General features: G+C 43.2%; 28 protein-coding genes. All 28 read left to right on the top strand.

Annotation, left to right across the window (positions count from 1 at the left end):
• Positions 1-355: 355 nt before the first annotated feature.
• Positions 356-781, top strand: a complete 426-nt coding sequence (locus DW819_RS05305; protein WP_025491709.1) for a sigma factor-like helix-turn-helix DNA-binding protein — start codon at positions 356-358, stop codon at positions 779-781.
• 485 nt (positions 782-1,266) lie between these two features.
• Positions 1,267-1,617 (top strand): type II toxin-antitoxin system PemK/MazF family toxin, encoded by a 351-nt coding sequence (locus DW819_RS05295; protein WP_002576184.1) that lies wholly within the window; start codon positions 1,267-1,269, stop codon positions 1,615-1,617.
• Positions 1,618-1,696: 79 nt separating this feature from the next.
• Complete coding sequence (locus DW819_RS15605) at positions 1,697-1,858, top strand: hypothetical protein (protein WP_002576183.1); 162 nt, start codon at positions 1,697-1,699, stop codon at positions 1,856-1,858.
• 55 nt (positions 1,859-1,913) lie between these two features.
• Complete coding sequence (locus tag DW819_RS05290) at positions 1,914-3,590, top strand: recombinase family protein (protein ID WP_118732399.1); 1,677 nt, start codon at positions 1,914-1,916, stop codon at positions 3,588-3,590.
• Positions 3,591-3,875: 285 nt separating this feature from the next.
• Positions 3,876-4,343, top strand: coding sequence for a DUF6075 family protein (locus DW819_RS05285; RefSeq protein ID WP_096241087.1), 468 nt, complete (start codon positions 3,876-3,878; stop codon positions 4,341-4,343).
• Positions 4,330-4,494 carry a hypothetical protein gene (locus tag DW819_RS15600; RefSeq protein ID WP_004612805.1) on the top strand — a complete coding sequence of 55 codons (165 nt, stop codon included), beginning with the start codon at positions 4,330-4,332 and terminating at the stop codon, positions 4,492-4,494. The genes DW819_RS05285 and DW819_RS15600 overlap by 14 nt, the downstream gene beginning before the upstream one ends.
• Positions 4,495-4,509: 15 nt before the next feature.
• Positions 4,510-5,286 (top strand): AAA family ATPase, encoded by a 777-nt coding sequence (locus tag DW819_RS05280; protein WP_117440218.1) that lies wholly within the window; start codon positions 4,510-4,512, stop codon positions 5,284-5,286.
• A gap of 47 nt (positions 5,287-5,333) precedes the next feature.
• Positions 5,334-6,242 carry a DUF6017 domain-containing protein gene (locus DW819_RS05275; protein ID WP_243025601.1) on the top strand — a complete coding sequence of 303 codons (909 nt, stop codon included), beginning with the start codon at positions 5,334-5,336 and terminating at the stop codon, positions 6,240-6,242.
• Between the two features lie 53 nt (positions 6,243-6,295).
• Positions 6,296-6,619, top strand: a complete 324-nt coding sequence (locus DW819_RS05270) for a PcfB family protein (protein ID WP_347560168.1) — start codon at positions 6,296-6,298, stop codon at positions 6,617-6,619.
• Positions 6,508-7,698, top strand: a complete 1,191-nt coding sequence (locus DW819_RS05265; protein WP_347560170.1) for a DUF4368 domain-containing protein — start codon at positions 6,508-6,510, stop codon at positions 7,696-7,698. The genes DW819_RS05270 and DW819_RS05265 overlap by 112 nt, the downstream gene beginning before the upstream one ends.
• A gap of 13 nt (positions 7,699-7,711) precedes the next feature.
• A complete protein-coding gene (locus tag DW819_RS05260; protein WP_118732398.1) occupies positions 7,712-8,011 on the top strand; it encodes a hypothetical protein in 300 nt (99 codons plus the stop codon).
• A 107-nt stretch (positions 8,012-8,118) separates the two neighbouring features.
• Positions 8,119-8,421, top strand: coding sequence for a molecular chaperone (locus tag DW819_RS05255; RefSeq protein WP_118732397.1), 303 nt, complete (start codon positions 8,119-8,121; stop codon positions 8,419-8,421).
• Positions 8,422-8,486: 65 nt separating this feature from the next.
• Positions 8,487-8,675, top strand: coding sequence for a ribbon-helix-helix protein, CopG family (locus DW819_RS05250; protein WP_118732396.1), 189 nt, complete (start codon positions 8,487-8,489; stop codon positions 8,673-8,675).
• 17 nt (positions 8,676-8,692) lie between these two features.
• Positions 8,693-9,610 carry a hypothetical protein gene (locus DW819_RS05245; protein WP_118732395.1) on the top strand — a complete coding sequence of 306 codons (918 nt, stop codon included), beginning with the start codon at positions 8,693-8,695 and terminating at the stop codon, positions 9,608-9,610.
• A complete protein-coding gene (locus DW819_RS05240) occupies positions 9,586-11,643 on the top strand; it encodes a DNA methyltransferase (protein ID WP_118732394.1) in 2,058 nt (685 codons plus the stop codon). The genes DW819_RS05245 and DW819_RS05240 overlap by 25 nt, the downstream gene beginning before the upstream one ends.
• Before the next feature lie 527 nt (positions 11,644-12,170).
• Positions 12,171-12,353 carry a hypothetical protein gene (locus DW819_RS05235; protein ID WP_347560167.1) on the top strand — a complete coding sequence of 61 codons (183 nt, stop codon included), beginning with the start codon at positions 12,171-12,173 and terminating at the stop codon, positions 12,351-12,353.
• 654 nt (positions 12,354-13,007) lie between these two features.
• On the top strand, positions 13,008-13,259 hold the full coding sequence (locus tag DW819_RS05225; protein ID WP_118732392.1) for a helix-turn-helix transcriptional regulator: 252 nt from the start codon (positions 13,008-13,010) through the stop codon (positions 13,257-13,259).
• Positions 13,260-13,339: 80 nt separating this feature from the next.
• The gene (locus DW819_RS05220) at positions 13,340-13,675 is read left to right on the top strand and encodes a nucleotidyltransferase domain-containing protein (RefSeq protein ID WP_118732391.1); all 336 of its coding nucleotides are present in this window, start codon (positions 13,340-13,342) and stop codon (positions 13,673-13,675) included.
• Positions 13,668-14,075, top strand: coding sequence for a HEPN domain-containing protein (locus DW819_RS05215; RefSeq protein ID WP_118732390.1), 408 nt, complete (start codon positions 13,668-13,670; stop codon positions 14,073-14,075). Before DW819_RS05220 ends, DW819_RS05215 begins: the two co-directional genes overlap by 8 nt.
• Positions 14,076-14,093: 18 nt before the next feature.
• Positions 14,094-14,255 (top strand): hypothetical protein, encoded by a 162-nt coding sequence (locus DW819_RS15590; RefSeq protein ID WP_182432571.1) that lies wholly within the window; start codon positions 14,094-14,096, stop codon positions 14,253-14,255.
• Between the two features lie 310 nt (positions 14,256-14,565).
• A complete protein-coding gene (locus DW819_RS05210) occupies positions 14,566-14,982 on the top strand; it encodes a hypothetical protein (RefSeq protein ID WP_118732389.1) in 417 nt (138 codons plus the stop codon).
• A 61-nt stretch (positions 14,983-15,043) separates the two neighbouring features.
• Positions 15,044-15,259 (top strand): excisionase, encoded by a 216-nt coding sequence (locus DW819_RS05205; RefSeq protein WP_118732388.1) that lies wholly within the window; start codon positions 15,044-15,046, stop codon positions 15,257-15,259.
• Between the two features lie 78 nt (positions 15,260-15,337).
• Positions 15,338-15,766: an integrase DNA-binding domain-containing protein gene (locus tag DW819_RS16115; protein ID WP_347560166.1), complete on the top strand. Its 429-nt coding sequence runs from the start codon at positions 15,338-15,340 to the stop codon at positions 15,764-15,766.
• Complete coding sequence (locus tag DW819_RS05200) at positions 15,759-16,562, top strand: site-specific integrase (protein ID WP_347560165.1); 804 nt, start codon at positions 15,759-15,761, stop codon at positions 16,560-16,562. The genes DW819_RS16115 and DW819_RS05200 overlap by 8 nt, the downstream gene beginning before the upstream one ends.
• Positions 16,563-16,768: 206 nt before the next feature.
• Positions 16,769-17,236, top strand: coding sequence for a low molecular weight protein-tyrosine-phosphatase (locus tag DW819_RS05195; RefSeq protein ID WP_118732387.1), 468 nt, complete (start codon positions 16,769-16,771; stop codon positions 17,234-17,236).
• Entirely contained in the window at positions 17,237-18,097 is an 861-nt protein-coding gene (locus DW819_RS05190; protein ID WP_118732386.1) for a PfkB family carbohydrate kinase, read from the top strand.
• 124 nt (positions 18,098-18,221) lie between these two features.
• On the top strand, positions 18,222-18,941 hold the full coding sequence (locus DW819_RS05185) for a YkgJ family cysteine cluster protein (protein ID WP_118732385.1): 720 nt from the start codon (positions 18,222-18,224) through the stop codon (positions 18,939-18,941).
• Positions 18,938-19,894, top strand: coding sequence for a patatin family protein (locus DW819_RS05180; protein WP_279220940.1), 957 nt, complete (start codon positions 18,938-18,940; stop codon positions 19,892-19,894). The genes DW819_RS05185 and DW819_RS05180 overlap by 4 nt, the downstream gene beginning before the upstream one ends.
• Positions 19,895-20,119: the final 225 nt, after the last annotated feature.

Genomic DNA, 20,119 nt, shown 5'->3' with positions numbered 1-20,119 from the left:
AAAAACGGCCTTTCACGGCAGGGCATATTTCCATTACCGCCCGTGACTGCCGTTTGAGGAGTCTACGATGGGCGGTTATTTATTTCAGCAGAATTATGGTTTTCAGGTAGGTGATTACCTAAAAAAATCAATGACCTACCAAAGAGAAATTATACACACGGACACGCGCAATCAAGCGTAAATAATCCGCACAATCGTACAACATATCATACAAAATGCGTCAGACAGCTATTAAGGCCGTCTGACGTTTTTCTTTGTCGATTTTACGGGAATTTTCCCGAACATCCACGGTGTCGCTCTCCGCCATAGCCATTTCGGTTGCCCTTTGTCCCTAACAACTGAAATGGAGGAAATTATGACCAAGATCAATCTGCGGGAGCAGTATCCCGATTTTTATAAGACCGATTACATTATTGAGGTTCCTGATGAAGTAGCCGCTGTTATGAAAGAGCATGACCGCCTGGAGGCCGCATACCGCCGCCGTACATATTACCACAAGGCGCATTATTCTCTGGATCGCGGAGACGGAATTGAGTATGATGCCCTTTTCGTTTCCATGACCCCTTGTGAGCTGTATGAGCGCAAAGTGACGATGGAGCAGCTTCACGCTGCGATTGCCGCTCTGCCGGACAAGCAGGCCAAGCGCATCTATGCTTACTACTTCCTAGGACTGACAGAATCAGCGATTGCCAAGAGCGAAGGAGTCAGCGTTGCATCGGTCAGCGAATCTATCCAGCGCGGCCTTCGGAACATGGAGACTTTCCTTAAAAATCGTCTGTAACGCCCCTGAAAGAAAGGCTCAAAGCCTCACGGTTATTAGAAGGACACGCTATCCTCGTGACCTCAAGATCTTTGAAAACTGAATAGACAGCACAACAGGTACATAACTCATGTACGAGCGAATGTGAAACGCCGCGAAGATGGAGCAGTCAGGGAGGTGATGAAAGAACTGCTTCGGAGCGATCTACGATTTCATAAAACGGATTGTGGCAGATCCGGCGCGATGACTGCATGGGGGCTTAAAGATACTTCCTCACGGCCCGCCAAAGACTTGGGGGGAACCCTGTGGCACACGATACGAACGATGCTGCGGAGTTATGACAGCCGCGCCAGCGGAGACCTGTTGTGTTCCCATCGTCAGGGGGCGTGGCAAATATGACGAGTAATCCGAACAGAATAACAGTAGCCGCACCAGGTTTTTATCCGAAGATTTCTTTCAGACTGGTGCGGCTGTTTAAGTATTAAGATATTAAGGAGGCGAGAGTGATGTTTGAAAAATTCCATCGAGGTGACATATATTCGGCTGATTTAAGCCCTGGTATCGGCTCTGAACAAAGTGGCTCTCGTCCCGTACTCATTCTTCAAAATAATGTGGGAAATTGTTTCAGTCCTACGATTATTATTGCAGCAATTACCAGTGTAAGCAAAAAAAGCAGAAAGTTCCCCACGCATTACCACTTAAATGACAGATGCGGTTTGGTGAAACCATCTGTTGTTATGCTGGAACAGATCAGAACAATCGACAAGTCGAGGTTAAAAAACTATATTGGTCATCTAAACAAGGATGACATGGAAAACATAAACAAGACGCTCTTGTGCAGTCTGGGGATTACATAAAAGTGCCGAAAGGCCGTATCATTTTCAGGCCGTGCAAGTAGAGTTATAATTTCGTTAGGAATTGCGGAGGTGATTCTGAATGGAGAATATCCAGAATAAAAGCGCATTGATTCCTTCAGATGAAATCCGGTCAGAAGAACGTCTGGCGGAACAAAAATTTGAAGCGTTTATCACTTCGCTGGCACATATCATCGAGAAATATGGTATGAGAGTGCTGGGCGAGGTTGACGGAGCTGCGTGAGAATCGCAGCTTTACATAGGATATTTTCCAAAAGTAAATTTTGGAGGTATGAATTATGAACCGATATGGAAAACGCTGTGTTTTGTATCCGAGGGTCAGCACAGAGATGCAAGTGGACGGATACAGCCTGGAAGGTCAAAAAAATATGCTGACACGATTTGCGGATCGTGAGGAAATGATCGTTGTTGATACTTATGAAGATGCCGGTAAATCCGGTAAATCCATTGAGGGACGGCCTGCCTTTCAAAAAATGCTCAGAGATATTGAGGATGGCTTGGACATTGACTATATTTTAGTGTATAAGCTGTCACGGTTTGGTCGTAATGCAGCAGATATACTTAACTCTTTGGAGTTGGTTCAATCTTATGGTGTAAATCTGATTTGCATAGAAGAAGGGATTGATTCCTCTCAGACAAGCGGAAAACTTTTGATTTCTGTACTATCTGCTGTGGCTGAGATTGAGCGTGAGAATATTATCGAGCAGACGATGAACGGGCGGCGCGAAAAGGCACGGCAGGGTGGATGGAATGGTGGCTTTGCTCCCTACGGATATACACTGGAAGATAACAAGCTGATGATTGAAGAAACAGAGGCTGTGGCAATACGGAAGATTTTTGAATTATATACTTCATCGGAAATCGGTTTGGGTGGTATTGCGAATCAGTTGAACTTACAAGGTATACGGAAAATTCCGAGGCAGAATGGCACATTAGAGGATTGGACAGGACATTTTATTAAACTGATATTGGATAACCCGGTTTATTGCGGTAAAATTGCTTATGGACGGAGAACGAAGGAAAAAGTCAAAGGCACAAAAAACGATTACCAGATGAAAAGAAATGACGATTACATTCTGACAGAGGGACAGCATAAAGGAATCGTTAGTGAGGAGGTATGGGAAAAGGCTCATGCCAAGCGTCTTAGAACCGGAGTAAAGCAACCGTCAAAAATTGGACGGGATCGAGTTCATTTGTTATCCGGTCTGCTGAAATGCCCGGTTTGTGGAAGTCCCATGTATACGAATAAACACGCATGGACAAATAAAGATGGCACTTACAAAGAAATTTACTATTATGTATGTAGTCGGAATAGGATGGTCAGGGGTAAGCATTGTGAATATAAGGCAATGCTGAAAAAGACTGATATTGAACCGATGGTCATTGAGGCAATTCGTGAGATCGTAAGGAATGAGGAATATGCCCAAGCCATTAAAAAACGGATTGGCGTTCAGATTGACACGAAAGCAGTGGATAAAGAACTGGAGGGCTATCAGGCAAAGCTGAAGGAAGTTGATCTGAATAAAACAAGATTGGAACGGGAAATTGACAGTCTCCCTGCTGATGCAAAATACCGGGAACGAAAGCTCCATGATATGACCTTGCGGTTAGATTCCCTATATGATGTCATTGTTGAGCTGGAGGAAAAAATCGAAGATGCCAGACTTCGGCGAGATGCAATTAAGCAGCAGGCAATTACTCTTGAGAATATTTACAAAATCATGGTGAATTTCGATTGCGTTTATAATATAATAAATGACGAAGAAAAGAGAAATGTGGTCACAGCCTTGATTAAGGAAATTGAAATTTACAGGAATGACGAGTCTGAATATCCGCTAAAGCGGATTGGCCTGAATTTTCCGGTGTTCAAGGATGGCGGGGAAGTTACGGAACTTTTGTGGGACAAAGGGAATACCGTTGAAACTGTGGTGGGACTACAAAGGAAAGATATCTAGAAATCCTTGAATTTACGCACTTTGTAGAGTTTTTCAGTTTCAACAAAATCGGTGAAAATCACAAGGAAAAGTTGCTTGTGCAGAGAGTCACCGTTGTGGTTGCCTTAGACCTCGGTACGGGGAACACAAAAAATCCTGAATATGAAAGTGAATAGTGGACTATCAGATATTTGATAGATTATAGGGATACTTGTTAAAAGCGGGTGTCCCTATTTTTTATGGGGCATTCCAGAAATGGAGTGTCTTTTTATACCAAAATATTAAAAATTCAGGAGGAAAATGAAAATGACAAACACAGCGTTAAGAGCAGAGAATAGCAATTCTCGCACAATTACTTTCAAGAGCAGGGAACACGAAAAATTTTATGAGGAATATCTGAAAAAATGCAGATATCAGGATGTCTACCATCGGGCTTTGGTTTATTGCCTGGGTATCGACAGAGACACAAGAAATAATGTGAATAAAATCTATAATTTTAAAACTGGATGTGTAAAAACGGAATGCCTGCTGGAAGGATGGCAGACTAGTGGAAGTTTACGGATTGTCCGTATGGCATTTAACCTTTACTGTAATGGAACACCAAGTGTCGGAGATTATGAGGCAGAGGAAGATCAGTTAAAAGAGTGTCAGTATTATACCGTAGAAGATCTGTTTTGCTGCGGATATGCCCGGTATTTTTGGGAAGCCATTAAAATCCGTTATCCAGAGTATTGTTTTTACAAAGACTGGGAGGATATGTATGCTGAAAATTAGATTACAGGGTACTTTAAAGGATATTCAATGGTTTCGTCGTATTTTGGAAAAGCATAAAGAATTGGATGTCCTGGAAGTATCTGATGCTTATGCAAATAAAGGAACAAGTAAATATTTTCGTGTTTATGTAGAAGTAGAAGAAAAACAGTAAATCGGAGGAAAGTATATGTGTAAAGTAATTGCTATTGCAAATCAGAAGGGCGGAGTAGCCAAAACAACGACAACCATCAATCTGGGAGCCGGACTGACAAAGAATGGGAAAAAAGTAGTGCTGGTAGATGCAGATCCGCAGGGACATCTGACAATGGGACTGGGATTTCCCAAAAATCTCAAAGTGACTTTAAAGAGTATGATGGAAAATATCATCATGGGACTGGAGTTTGATCCAAAGGAAGCAGTCTTGCACCATGAAGAAGGGATGGATCTGATTCCGTCCAATAAATTGCTTGCCGGAATGGATATGTCCTTATTTACTGTTGAGGATAGGGAAAAAGTACTGAAAGAGTATCTGGAACTGCTGAAGGATGAATATGATTATATTCTGATTGACTGTATGCCATCATTGGGGATGCTGACAATCAATGCATTAAGTGCAGCGGACAGTGTTCTGATACCGGTACAGCCACAATATTATGCGGCGGATGGACTTATGGAATTACTGAAAGTGGTAAAAGGAATCCATCAGAGATTTAATCCAGATTTACAGATAGAAGGCATTTTATTCACAATGGATAATTGCCGTTACAATAATGCCAAGAGAAACAAACAGGCAATCAAAACTACATACGGAAGTGACATTAAGATTTTTGAGCAGACGATTCCGAGAACAGAAAGCCTTGCAGAAACAGCATCGGAGGGTGTAAGTATCTTTGCCTATGATGGAAAAAGCAAGGGGGCAGACAGCTATCTGGAACTGGTTCAGGAGGTGTTGAAACATGCGTAGACCGAAAAAAGATATTCAGCTTGATGAACTGCGGAACTCAAAAGGCAGTGAAACTGGTAAAAGAGCTGGACAGCAGTAATGGGATTGGATTGATAGAGAAGAAACGTCTGGGACTGGGAAAACCGAATGTTATTTATGTGAAAAATTTTATGATCAGAGAGGTTCCAGATCAAAAGCCGACAGGTAATTGTGCAGATCTGCAATCTGAGCAGGAAGATCATAAAAAAATTGCAGATTTGCAATCGAAACAGAAAAGACATGAGGAATGTGTAGATTTGCAACAAGAAGCAGAAAACAAGGGGAAAACAGGCATTTCTCTGAATTGTGAAAATCATCATTCAGGAGTAGTGAAAACCACAATTCAGGATTATGGGGAATCACAATTCCAGAATAGTGAAAATCACAATTCAAGAATGGTGGAAACCACAAATCCAGAATTTCCAGAATCACAATTCCAAAATAGTGAAAATCATCATTCCGGAATAGTGGAAATCACAAATCCAGAATGCCCGAAATCACAATCTAATAATACTGATATTAACAAGACTGATATTAATGAAACTGAGATAAATCAATCTTATCCAATCACATCAGATAATTTCCAAAAGAAAAAAGATGTGATGGAGGAGATGAGAGCATATCGTGAAGTGATCCATGAAAACATTGATTATCAATATCATGCAAAGGAAGATGTAGATGAACTGGTAGAACTGATAGTTGAAGTTATGATGATGCCGGAGGACAGTATGATTCGCATTGCAGGAGTAGAAAAACCAGTTGCTTTGGTAAAAAGCAGGTTTATGAAACTGAATTATTCGCATATCGAATATGTGCTGTTCTGTCTGAACCGGAATACGACCAAGGTTGGGAATATTAAAGCGTATCTTCTGACCGCCCTGTATAATGCCCCGGCAACGATAAACAGTTATTATCAGGCAGAAGTTAAGAGGAAGTAACGCAGAAAACAATCGCTCTTGTAATTAAGACCGCTAAACTGGATGCCAACGTCTTGAAGGTTGCAATGCGGATGTATCTGAACCACCGCAGGCAGAAAGCACAGAAAACGCATGGTAAAACTTCTGTGAAAAAGCTGGTTGGTGAAGGCGTGGGAGTTTCGTCTATCGAAGTGACGGACGGCAATATCAAATCCTTTGAGCGGGTAGCTCGTAAATATAATGTTGATTTTGCCGTCAAGAAAGACAAGACAACAGACCCACCGAAATATGTGGTATTCTCAGAAAGCCGGAATATCTGGGACACACGGTCAACTTTAAGACCGCGAAGCATTTCAAGGATAAGAAGAGCCATTATGTTTCTCAGGACAACTGGGTGATCTTTGAGAATACTCAAGAGCCGATCATCGATCAGCTCACATTCGATCTGGTTCAGAAGATCCGCAGTAATGTCAGGCGATATCCCGACGGATGGGGTGAAGTCCACTTGCTGACAGGGCTGATGTACTGCGCTGACTGCGGTGCGAAGATGTACGTCCACAGGGTCAACAACGGTAAGCGTGAGGCCCAGTACACCTGCTCCGCCTACTCCAAAGTCCCGGTCGGGACACTCTGCCCGACACAGCACAGGGTTTCAGAGGAAAACGTGCTGATCCTGATAAAGGACCTGCTTAAGGCGATAGCCGAGTATTCCAAGATCGATCGTGAAGCGTTTACCAAAACCGTCATCGAGGCGCAGGACAAGAAAAGCTCTGCCGATATCGTAAAAAAGAAGCAGACCATAGAGGCCGATAACCGCCGTTTGGATGAACTGGAAAAGCTGATCTGCCGCATCTATGAGGACAATATACTTGGCAAGCTCCCGGATGAACGCTATATGTTCCTGTCCGCGTCCTATGAAGCCGAGCGCAAGAAACTGGCCGAGGAAGTCCGGGTCTGTGAGCAGTCGGTTCAGGAATACAACAAGAATGCCCACAATGCCGAGCGGTTCATCACCCTGATCGACAAGTACGCGAACTTTGAGGACCTTACGAACCAGATGCTTCTGGAACTTATCGACAAGATCCTTGTCCATGAACGCGATGTGAAGGGATCTATCAACTGCTCACAGGAGATCGAGATCTACTTCAATTTCATCGGCAGATATCTCCCGCCGGATTTCGTGAAAGAGCCGACGGCTGAAGAACTTGAAGCTATAGAGATCGAGCGTAAAAAGAAGGAGAAGGCCCATGCCGCCTATCTGCGGCGAAAGGAAAGCGGATGGCAGAAAGCCTATGAGGCGAGGGTCAAAGCCGAGAAGAAAGCCAAGATCGAAGCTATGAAGGAAGAGATCCAGCAGGAAGACCAGAACAACGGTGTTTATCTGGTGGTGGCGGATTCTCCGGAAGGACAGCCTACCATTGTTCGGAAGGGTGAGGTGTATGATGGCAAGAAGGCCACTTTCCCGGTGGCTATATAAGTGGGTGTCAGGAATGATAATACTGAAGATAATCGCTAAGATCCTGCTTTTCCCTGTTGTTGCCATGCTGACGCTGATCCAGTGGGCCGGGATCTTTCTGAACAGTATATCCAGGGTGATTCTGGGAATCCTGGCATTTATCTTCGCTCTGACCGGGGTAGCCAGTCTGGCCTTCGGACTGGCCTCCGGCCTGGAAGCGTTCAAGATGATTGCAACCGGGTTTGTGATCTTCATGGTTCCGGTCATGGGGGACTGGATCGTGTCTGCTATCACTGTGGCAAGCGCCATATTACATGATTTTATCAGATCTTGAACCGTAAAACTGAATACGAAAAAGTATCGCTGATACTTTATGCCAAAGCCGTCCTTATGAACACAGGGGCGGCTTACTTTTTGGGGAAATGGAAGGAGAATGAAAGCATGAGGCTTACGAAGTATGAAAAAGAAACGATCATCCTGACCAGTGAAGGTGATGCCACCTACAACGTCTATACCTTCAATGCCGGACTTAAGCGCCGACTGGCTGACTTCGCAAAGAAGTACCCAGCGGTCTGCCGATTGGAGTCTGAAGACAAAAAGATTGGATGTCAGAGCTATGTGGTAGACAAGGCGAGATTGTCCATCAGGCTTACTGCGCCGTATAGCAAGGCCAGAAGAATAGCGGCCAGCAATTATGCAAAAAAGAATGGCTTTCACACAGATGATTCGGTTGGGAATAATTGAAAACAGTAGCTGATTGTGGTATCCTATGGCTGTGAGTTGATTTATTCAGCATAGGAGGGCTGAACATGGCCAGACAAAAGAAAAACGGAACATATTTGAATGTTTGCATAGAGACTCCCATCTACGAAAAGTTGGAATCTTTATGTAAAGATGCGGGTCAGACTAAGACGGTCGCAGTTGAAAGAGCTTTGACCGCCTATCTTGACGATTATGCTGAAAAGCAAAGAAAACTCAAAGAGTTGGATAAAAAATAAAGCGAAGGAGTTTTGTTATGAAAAACCTTGCGGCACAAGTCTTTATCGTATTAAGGGATATGTTCTTTGATAAGGCGGGAAGTCCAAGAAAATTTGATCTGCGTGAAAAACGGAATACTCAGGATGATCCTTTTGACGAATACATCGCCGCTTCTTTGGATGAAAAGCTTAAGGATCTGGGCGTACGTTGTCAGCGATCTTCGGGACCGTTAATCAGTCCAGATATGGCTGTATACACTGATGCAGGTGATATTTATTTTGAAAATGCGTTCAATAATCCAGATGCTATTATTGGCATCGAAGTGAAAAAACTAGAAAGAGGGACGAATGGGGCTGTTGCAAGGCCGACAGGGATGGACTATAATTCGACCCCTCCTTGTGGAAAGATTCGAATCTATTCATCTGAAGATAAGCCAATGGAAGTAAAAGGTTATTACCTGTTTGCATGTTTAGAGCAGGATAATAGCGGTCAGTATTTTGTGAGCGCCATGACCTTGTGCGACGGAAGTATCTTAAATGATGACTTTGATCTCTATATGCAGATCACAGGTTCAAGAGAAAAAGGCATCAATATAGGGACGTATGGAGATGGGGCAAATAGAAACAGACCGATGCTTATCTTCTCCAATCCCCTGGGATCAGATTTATTGGACCACAAGATTAGCTTGATAAGTGGTGTTGACCTCGGAGAGAAATTTGGAGGAATAAGGCTTTCTTGGCGCTTTATCCGTAAAGATATCCAAGGTGCAGATCATGTGTTTTTCACATACTTGGATGACCGTGATTTGCCTGATGGCCATGTTGTTATTGATGTGCAGGAACCTTTCCCGACACCCAGAAACAGGGTCAGCGAAACTCAAGGTAGAGGAAAGTTCAGACTGCTTAAGTATTACAAGGAGTTAAATGCGTTATGCCAAAAAAAGACCAACGACTGATCGAGGCAGATTTTCCATTTGACGAGTTAAGCATAATTGCCGAACAGGAATCTTGGCGAAAAGAAGTAAATAGACCGGCTTCCTATATTCATAAGTGGTGGGCTCGAAGACTCGGTAGTGTTTTTAGAGGATTGATTATCGGCGGAGTTGAGAATCCAACATCTAACTTCTTTGAAAGGTTTTATGGGAACACTTCGTACAAAGGGAAAGTTGTATTTGATCCGTTCATGGGTAGCGGAACTACTATTCATGAAGCAATCAAACTGGGGGCCACTGCAATTGGTTCTGACATAAACCCTGTTGCGGCTACCCTTGTGCGAGCTGCTTCAGACACTTATAATCGCGCGGATGTCGAAGAAACTTTTAGACAATTAGAAAGTTGCTGTTCCGATAAAATCAAAAGATTCTACAAAGCGACCTACGAAGGAAAAACTGTAGACGTTCTATATTACTTTTGGGTCAAGACAGTTACTTGTGATGATTGTGGTAATGAGATACCTTTGATTAAGAGTAGCATCTTCTCCAAGAATGCTTATGCTGCAAAAAAGCCAGAAGCTCAGTCTGTTTGCCCCCATTGTGGACATATCAACAAGGTCTTGTATAACGATACGGATGCCGTTTGTGAGAAATGTCGTGAACACTATGATCCCCAACGAGGAAACATTCGAGGGATCGATTATGTATGCCCTGTTTGCGGTAAGAGGGAGCGCATTGTCGATTATATGCGTCGAAAAGGCGTGCTTCCGAAAGAAAAAATGTATGCCAAGATGGTCTTAGATCATTCCGGACGTAAGCATTACCTTAGCATAGATGAATATGATCTGCGGTTATACGAAGAGGCTTCGGATGCTCTATCTGAATTCGAAAGACTCATTCCTACCGAATATATCTATGCTGGCATTAACACAAATCAGATCCTCAACTATCAATACAGACAATGGAAGGATATGTTCAACTCAAGACAACTTTTAGCTTTTGGAATGCTATCCGATGCTATTAGCAAGATAGAAGATCCAAAATTGAGACGTCTATTTGCTGTACTTATGAGCGGAACTCTCGAGTTTAACAATATGTTTTGCTCATTTAAGGGAGAAGGGACCGGGGCGGTCCGTCCATTGTTTTATAATCACATTTTAAAAAATGAGCTCATGCCTTTAGAGGCGAACCCTTGGGGGTGTAAAGCCTCTTCCGGATCTTTTTCGACCCTTTTTGAAACAAGGATTCTCAGAATGATAGATTATAAGGAGAATCCATTTGAGCTAAGAGCTACAGGGGTAAAAAAGTCCGAAAAGGTATATTTGAATGGGTGTAGAGATCAAGCACTTGTGGTCACCGATGAGCACGAATTGTCGGAAGGTAAGGCGGCTATTCTTTGTAAAGACTCTGCACATACAGCCATTCCTGACAAGAGTGTGGATCTTGTGGTCACCGATCCTCCGTTTTTTGATAATGTAAACTATTCTGAATTAGCCGATTTCTTTTATGTTTGGTTGAAGAGACTCGTTCCCGAGATTGATCCACAGAACATGGACACGACCAGAGTTAAAGGAGAAGTACAGGACAATGATCCAGATAAGTTTTCAGACAAGTTGACCAGTGTATTTAAAGAGAGTCATAGAGTTTTGAAATCCGATGGATTGTTGATTTTTACTTATCATCATTCACGCACAGAAGGATGGGTGGCAGTCTGTAATGCAATAAAAGATGCTGGATTTACGATTACTCAGGTTGTTCCTATAAAGGCTGAAATGGCAGTATCCGTTGCTATCATGGCGGCAAAAGAGCCAATCAACTATGATCTTGTTTTCGTCTGTAGAAAGAGTGCCACATATGAACAATTAAAACTGCCAGTGGGTTCACAAGAGTACTATCAAGAAGGGCTATCTCGTATTCGGAGTAGCAATCTTCATTTCTCTCGGGGCGACATGATGATATTCAAATATGGGATTGCACTAAAGCAGTTATCTGAAGCAGGTGCACAAGAAATCACAAAGGAGATTATTGAACAGATTGTAAACACTTTGGAAGAGTAGGCCGTTAAGCGAAACAAAGGCGATCAACCGAGAAAGTTGGTCGCTTTTGGTTTGCCCATTGAGCAGGATTGTTCGCGCGGCGATCCTGGTGAAAACCGGATATGACGAAAGCCAAGGCCGTCGCCCTGGCTGAGTCAGATGAGGAAGCCGTTGAGCTTCGCTCCTACCGCTCATTTGCGGATGGTAGCGAAACACTCAGCGGCTTTTTTTGTGGGACCGTCCAGTGAACGGTTCCGCAAAAAGCCGGAAGGACTGAAACGAGCCGCCGGGCATACGGCGAGATTCAGAACTGCCGGGGCAAGGGGTCAAGGGGAACGCGGTTCCCTTTGGCAGAGTTAAGAGGCGGCAGTCTCTTATCGTGGTGCCGGGGTGAAACATCCGGCGCAGGTCGAGGGCAAGGCCCCGCCCAGTTAAATGTTGGGAACCGACACTTAATACTGGATTATTACCTGCCGACATTAGATCCGTTTTCCGGGGTTTTAAGAGGCAGTGGCCACACATGAATTTCAAGAAAGGAGAAATTGCCTATGAAGATGACAAGGCATAATGGCAGGTCCGGCAAGCATGGGACTTACAATCCGAAGCACAATGACCGCCGCTTCGATATCGCCAACAGTGATCACATCGATCAGGAGCGTGCGAAGCAAAACGTCTACTGGGACTGCTATCAGGGATCCGGTGCTGTGAACCATTTCATGAAACAGTGCTGAATAAAATTCATTTTAATAATGAATCAAGCACCTGGAAAAACAGAGGGGTTCTTTGTATATAACACGGAAACAGAGAGAGTATGTTGGAAACGTATGCCGCCGGAAGAGTTGAAACTTATTCGTGAAGGAAAAAAGAAATTTGATTACCGTCCACCGAAACCAGTTATGTTGCGTAAGAGTACGGATAATAAGAGTAGGAATACAAAGACTAGCAGTTTAAAGAAGAAATATGGAGAAGCTTTATACCATCAAGCAAATTGCCGTTGTCAGTTATGTGGTAGAAAGATTACATATCATGACGCAACGATAGATCATATTATTCCAAGGGTATGGGCGGCGTGAATGATGTGAGTAATTTACAGATTGCTTGTAAAGCGTGCAATCAGCTAAAGGGTAATATTTTGCCAGATAGCTTCATGCAGCGTGTGTCAGATATTTTTATGTATCAGATGAGCAAAAAGTTTTCGAATCGGTTCTCCTGGAAGATTGCTAGTATGGCCTTGCGGAAATTACAGAAAGCGTGATATGACGGCATCGGTAGATTTTTTCTATCGGTGCTGATTGAATCAGCGGGGAAATGTTGGTATACTATGATTGTCAAGTGATATAGTTTCGATAATATATTCTTGACAATATAGGGAAAGTGAGGAAACGATGCTGGCGTTAAAAGATACAATCAAGGTCATTTCCAAAGATAGAAAAATGACACAGCTTGAAATAGCAGAGCATTTAGGAATCAGTAAGCAGAATTTCAGTAATAAGATGCAGAGGAACACATTCTCCCCAGATGAATTAAGCCGTATTGCAAGCTTATTTAATATGGAATTGGCATTTATAGATAAAACAGCAAAAATTACAGATGGTGAGAAGTTTGTCATTGAGGAAAATCAGCTGCCGGAAGAATAAAAGTTGTGTTTCATTGTCTCACGCAGAAAAATACCAAAGTAGTATTTCTGTGCGCACTATATCAGAATCGAGGTGAAATTATGCCAACCGCAACACATGATATTATTATGGAATTTGCCAGAGGAGTAAAAAGGATTCTCGGCAGCAGTTTAAAACAGGTTATCTTATACGGTTCCTATGCCAGAGGGGATTATAATGCCAGTTCTGACATAGATATTATGGTGTTGACCACCCTCACGGATACAGAAATTGAACAGGTGGAATCAGATATTTACGGATTAGCCTTTGATTTTCAGATGGATTACGGTGTAGATATCAGCGTGGTGATTAAAAACGAGGGCCAGTTCAATTATTGGCTTGGCGCATTGCCGTTCTATGACAACGTGAAAAGGGAGGGCATTGTGGTTAATGGATAACAGACAGATTGATTTGAGCCGTTATCGTCTACAGGAAGCCAAAGACAGCCTAAGAGTTGCGCAGCATTGCTTTACAGAGGGATTGTTTAAGGATTCTATCAATCGTTCCTATTATGCAGCGTTTTATGCAATTAAGGCGGTTCTGGCACTGGGAACCGTAGATTTCAAACGGCATAAGGATGTTATGGGATATTTCAACAAGGAGTATGTAGCACAAGAAATCTTTCCTCGTGAACTGGGTAGACGATTGGGAATGCTGAAACAGTTGCGTGAGAAGAGTGACTATGATGATTTCTATATCGCATCTAAAACACAAGCAGAAGAACAGTATAATACCGCTCAGGCCACTATTGAGGAAATCACAAAGTATCTGAAAGAAAAAGATGTGCCGTTAGAATAGGACAATAGAGGTGATTTGATGGACAACCTGGAAGAATTTCAGAAGAATGTGCCGGATGCTATTAATGCCGATCTAATGACTACAGAGGAAATTCATTCTAAATTGCGAAGTGGTTGTGATGATGCAAAAGCCGGAAAGACGGTAGATGCAGCAATGGCGTTTGAGCGCAGATTAAAATAGAATACTATATAAGGAAGAAAGAGCATCAGCAGAGTAAAATCTGTTGGTGCTTTTTGTTTGCCTTTTTAGCACAATAGCCGTTCTGCAGTAAGATGTTTTCAGATAATTTCTTGTATGTCCTGCTGCCAGTTGCCACCCAAGAGTATCAAAAAGTATCATTTTTATTTTAGAAGTTGCCAGAAATAAAAATATTTCATAAACCGTGGAGAAATCGAACATAGTTTCGGCATATTAAATATAGAACGATAAACAAGGAGGTTAAACAACATGATGCTAATGGAGCATAAACAGCATAAGGAGTAAAAGGTCTATGAATAATTTAGTTGGTTTAGGTGAAATGAAAATTACCCTCGTAGAAGCGGGGAAGGATATAAATAACTTTTATTTGAACGATATGTCAGGTAAAAAGTTTGAAATCTTTTTATCCGAAGATCATTCAAAGAGTATAATTTTTCAGGGTGAAGTGCATTATACAAAAGATGGAGAACTTACAATGAAAACATGCCGTATGAATATGGATTTGTATAATGCGGCACTAAAAAAACAAAAAATTTATGATATTGTGGAAACGGGGATAATTTATGAAGAAGTATATGGCCGTAAACCAAACGCAATAGGATATTATGAACAATTATATACTGGATTTGAATTTGAAAATGTTGCATATGATAGCGTATGTATTACATGGAGCTTTGTACACTATAAAGAACTGAATAGCAACAATTAACTGATTGAGCTGCCACGCTTCGGCGTGGTGGCTCTTATTTGATTTATGGGGAGGAAGCAATTTGACAGAAACAAATAAACAGGAACTCCCATGGTGGGGTAAATATACTTTAACTTTGACCGAAGCGTCTAAATATTTCGGTATTGGATATAAGAAATTGAAAGATTTTGCGGAAACGCACGTAGACGAAAAATTTGTGCTGATGAATGGTAATCGGATACAAATTAAGCGTGTTTTGTTTGAACAGTACATTGATGAGAACATGAATGTTATATAGATTTTGAGCCTTACTTGTGGTAAACTAAAGCGTGTTAGTGTGCCATAAATTAAGGCTCTCCGTAGGAAGGAGAGTTACATGAGCGAAAAACGAAGAGATAGCAAAAATCGTATTCTTCGAGATGGAGAGAGCCAATTACAAGATGGCAGATATAGATACAAGTATGTTGATGCAAATGGGAAAGAAAAATACGAATATAGTTGGCGGTTGGTTGCCACAGATGCACTTCCGGCAGGAAAGAGGGATTTTGAGCCTTTACGGGAAAAGATAAAGCAGATCAAAAGAGATTTGGAAGATATGATTATCCCAGAGGGCGGAGGTTTAACGGTACTTCAATTAGTTATCAAATACACGAATCAGAAAACAGGAGTTCGTTTGACAACCAAGAACGGATATACTACAGTTATCAATTTACTTAAAAGAGAGCCTTTCGGCAATAAGCGTATTGATAAGGTAAGATTATCTGATGCAAAAGAATGGCTGATCAAATTACAGCAGATTGATTAAGAAAAGCTATTCAGCAATTCATTCTATTCGTGGTGTTTTAAGACCTGCATTCCAAATGGCTGTGGATGATGACATTCTCAGAAAGAATCCGTTTGAATTTCAGCTTGCAACAGTCGTGGTGAATGATGCCGTAACTCGTGAAGCCATCTCAAGGAAGGAAGAAAGAACGTTCCTGAATTTCATTAAATTAGATCCACACTATAATAGATATTATGATGGGATGTATATTCTGTTTAAGACAGGAATGAGAATTTCAGAATTTACGGGACTTACGGTTAGAGATATTGATCTGAAAAATCACACAGTCAGCATTAATCATCAGCTCCAGAAAACAGGAACTAAGGTTTATATTGAGGAAACCAAAACAAATGCAGGAACAAGAGTGCTTCCGTTATCAGATGATGTATATGATTGCTTTAAGCGGATTTTGGAAAAAAGAAATCCACCGAAAATTGAACCTGTTATTGATGGCTATTCTGGATTCCTGTTTTTTGATAAAGACAGAAAACCTATGGTAGCGATGCACTGGGAAAAGTATTTTCAGCACGCAGTTGATAAGTACAACAGAACCTATAAGGTGCAGATTCCCAAAATCACTCTGCACGTTTGCAGACATACTTATTGTTCCAACATGGCTAAATCTGGCATGAATCCTAAAACACTGCAATATCTTATGGGACATTCCGATATTGGTGTAACTCTTAATACTTACACCCATTTGAAATTGGAAGATGCTCAGAAAGAAGTCAATAAAATTGTGTCTATAAATGCAAAAAAGGAGCAGAAAGAGGCTTAAATAAAGGATTTATGGCAAAGGTGTAAATTGAAAAAATGAACCTGTTTTACACCTGAATTTACACCGATTGAAGGAAAAATTACACTGAGATATGCCGAAATATACCGAGATAAGACAGATTCAGTTATGTCAGTGCAAGCGGTCATATCCATGAAGAATCGCATAAATACAAGGAAAATCAAACATTTTCAAGGAGTTTAGAGTATATGATTAGAGTTTTGTTTGTCTGTCATGGCAATATCTGCCGTTCCACAATGGCCGAGAGTGTGTTCACCTACCTGGCCACTCAGGCTGGCCTGGCATCCCAATTTGAAATCAATTCCGCGGCAACCAGCCGTGAGGAAATCGGTAATCCGCCGCATTACGGCACTGTGGATAAGCTGCGTCGGGAGCATATTCCGCTGATCCCGCATCATGCGCGCCAGATGATGGCGGAGGATTACCGGTATTATGATTATCTCATCGGTATGGATACGGCAAATATCCGGAACATGACCAGGATTGCAGGCGGGGCGGATAAAGAACAGAAGATTTTTAAACTGTTGACATTTGCAGGCAGTGGGCGTGATGTGGCAGATCCTTGGTATACGGGGGATTTTGATGCAACGTTTGCTGATGTTATGGCTGGATGCAGCGGGCTTCTTGAAAAGATCCGCAGAGAGGAAAATATTTAAATGGGAAAACGGATTGTTCTTTTTAACGACCTTCCAGGTTATGGTAAGGTAGCTCTGGCCGCCATGGTGCCGCTGTTTTCGCGTATGGGACATTTTCCTTATCAGGTTCCCACTGCGGTGGTTTCCAATACGCTGGATTTCGGAAAGTTCCGGATTCAGGACATGACGGACTACATGCGGGATACCATAAAAGTGTGGGATGAGCTTGGCTTTGAGCCGGACTGCATCTGTACTGGATTTGTACTTTCGGAGGAGCAGGTGGAACTGATCGGAGATTATATTCGCAGCAGGAAGCCGAGGAGGAGTGAGACACAGAGCGTGGACAATGGCTGTCTGGTCATGGTAGATCCGATCATGGCAGATGGCGGAAAGCTTTATAACGGAATCGGCATGGAGCGGGTTGCGGCCATGAGAAAGCTGGTCAGCTACTCGGATGTGATGGTTCCGAATATGACCGAGGCTGGCTTTCTGACGGGAATCTGCCCGGGCAGGGAACGGGCCTCAGCGGCAGAACTGCGGGAACTGGTTGACGGGCTGCACAAGTTATCCGGGAAATCGGTGGTCATTACCAGCGCGCATGATTCTGAAATGGATGAACATCTGGTTTGCGGGTATGACCACAAAAGCGGACAGTATTTCCGTGTGCCGTTTACCTTTCTTCCTGTCCGGGTTGCCGGAAGCGGGGATATTTTTTCTACAGTCATGACTGGAAAACTATTAGACGGTGAGAGTCTGGAGGAAGCGGTGCGGGAAGCGGTGCGTGTCCTGACTGTGCTGATACGGGATAATCAGAGCCATTTGGATGAATACAAAGGAATTCTGGTTGAGCGTTATTGGGAATTACTGGATGAGAACAATTAGCGGCACAGGATATAGCAGGAGCGGAATCTGCTTTGTGAAACTGTGGCGCGGCAGACCGGAAATTATGAAATGAGTCAATGGAAAGCATTGGCAGCAGAAAAACAAAATCGGGAGGAAACTTGGAGTGCTTAGAAATGTAAGTCTGGAGGAGATTTCAGACGGCAGATTATATGGGTTGAATGATATGGCGAAGCTGGGCTGCAATGACTGTGCGGGCTGTTCGTCCTGTTGCCGAGGAATGGGAAACACGATTGTGCTGGATCCCTACGATGTCTGGCGGCTGACGGGTGGTTTAGGTGTTTCGCTGCAGCAGCTTTTAGCGGGGCATCTGGAACTGAATGTGGTGGACGGGATCATCCTGCCAAATCTGAAACTGGCGGGTGATTCGGAACAGTGTACCTTTTTGAATGACGCAGGGCGATGCAGTATTCATCCGTATCGTCCAGGGATCTGCAGGCTGTTTCCTTTGGGGCGGTATTATGAGGAAGATGGATTCCGGTACATTCTGCAGATTCATGAATGCGAAAAACCAAATCGCAGCAAGGTGAAGATCCGCAAGTGGATGGACACACCGGATATGGAGCGGTATGATGCCTATATTGCGGACTGGCATGCATTCCTGAAACAGCTGCGGATTCGTATCGGAGCAGAGCTGGATGGAGAAACTGCGGCAAAAGCAAGCGCGGATGGTGCAAACGAGACGCCAGCTCCTGATCTCGCAAAATCCGTCAGCATGTATATTTTACAGCGGTTTTATCTGCTTCCCTATGACACCAGCCGGGACTTCTACAGCCAGTACGAGGCCCGCATAGCCGCGGCAAAAGAATGGAGTGAGAATCTATGAGCAACATCAATGACACAGGCAGCATCAACGGCACAGGCAGCATGAATGACACAGGCAGCATCAACGGCACAAGCAGCATCAATGGTGCAGACAATACTGAAAACACCGTAAAAACCGGCCTGATATTAGAAGGCGGCGGAATGCGTGGGATGTATACCGACGGTATTCTGGATGTCTTTCTGGATCAGGGACTTTCCTTTGATGGAGTGATCGGAGTTTCGGCCGGAGCTATCCATGGTTCCAGTTTTGTGTCTGGGCAAAGAGGCCGGAACATTCGTTATTATAAGAAATATATCCGAGATAACCGGTTTATCAGTATGCGGAATCTGGTCCGGACCGGAGATATTGCGGAGGTGCAGTTCTGCTATCATGATCTGCCGGAGAAGCTTGATCTTTACGATTACGATGCCTTCAACCGTTCTAAAACGGAGTTTTATGCAGTCTGCAGCAATGTGGAGACTGGAAAGCCGGAGTATATCCGCATTACAGATATGAAAAATCAGATTGATGTGATCCGGGCATCGGCCTCCCTTCCATACGTTTCCAGACTGGTGAAGACAGAAGGGATGAAGCTGTTGGATGGCGGCTGCACGGACAGCATTCCTCTCATGAAGTTCAGGGAGATGGGATTCACAAAGAATGTGGTGATCCTGACCCGGCCGAAGGGATACCAGAAGGAACCGGAGCAGCTGGCTATGGCGAAAATCCGCTATCGGAAGTATCCGGCCTTTGTGGAGGCGCTGTCTCACAGGCATGAGCGCTATAATGAGAGTTTGCGGCAGATTGAAGAGCTGGAGAAAATGGGTGAGATTTTTGTGCTGCGTCCGGATGAGCCGCTTAAGATCGGGCGGCTGGAGCGTAGCCCGGAGAAACTGCAGCAGGTGTATGACATCGGAAGGCGGGATGCGCTTATGAAGATGCGTGACCTAAAGCGCTGGCTGGAGAATCATTAGGCAGATCGAAACTGGATTGACAGACCAGAAGTACAGGCCAGGCATTCAGATAACAGAAAACCTGCAATCAGGCCAATCAAGACTATAGGAAATACCTATGACTTTTATATTATATATAGTATTTTACAAATACTGAAAAAAGATGCATAATTAAGCCATCAAAGGAAATAAAGCCGGAAACGAATCAGAATGGATTCGGAATCAAAAGGCTTTGACACAATAAAC

Origin of the sequence: Clostridium sp. AM33-3, assembly GCF_003480315.1 — a bacterium.
GTDB lineage: Bacteria > Bacillota > Clostridia > Lachnospirales > Lachnospiraceae > Brotaphodocola.
Note: the sequence above shows the minus strand (reverse complement) of the source record. Positions and strands in the feature narration are given on the sequence as shown.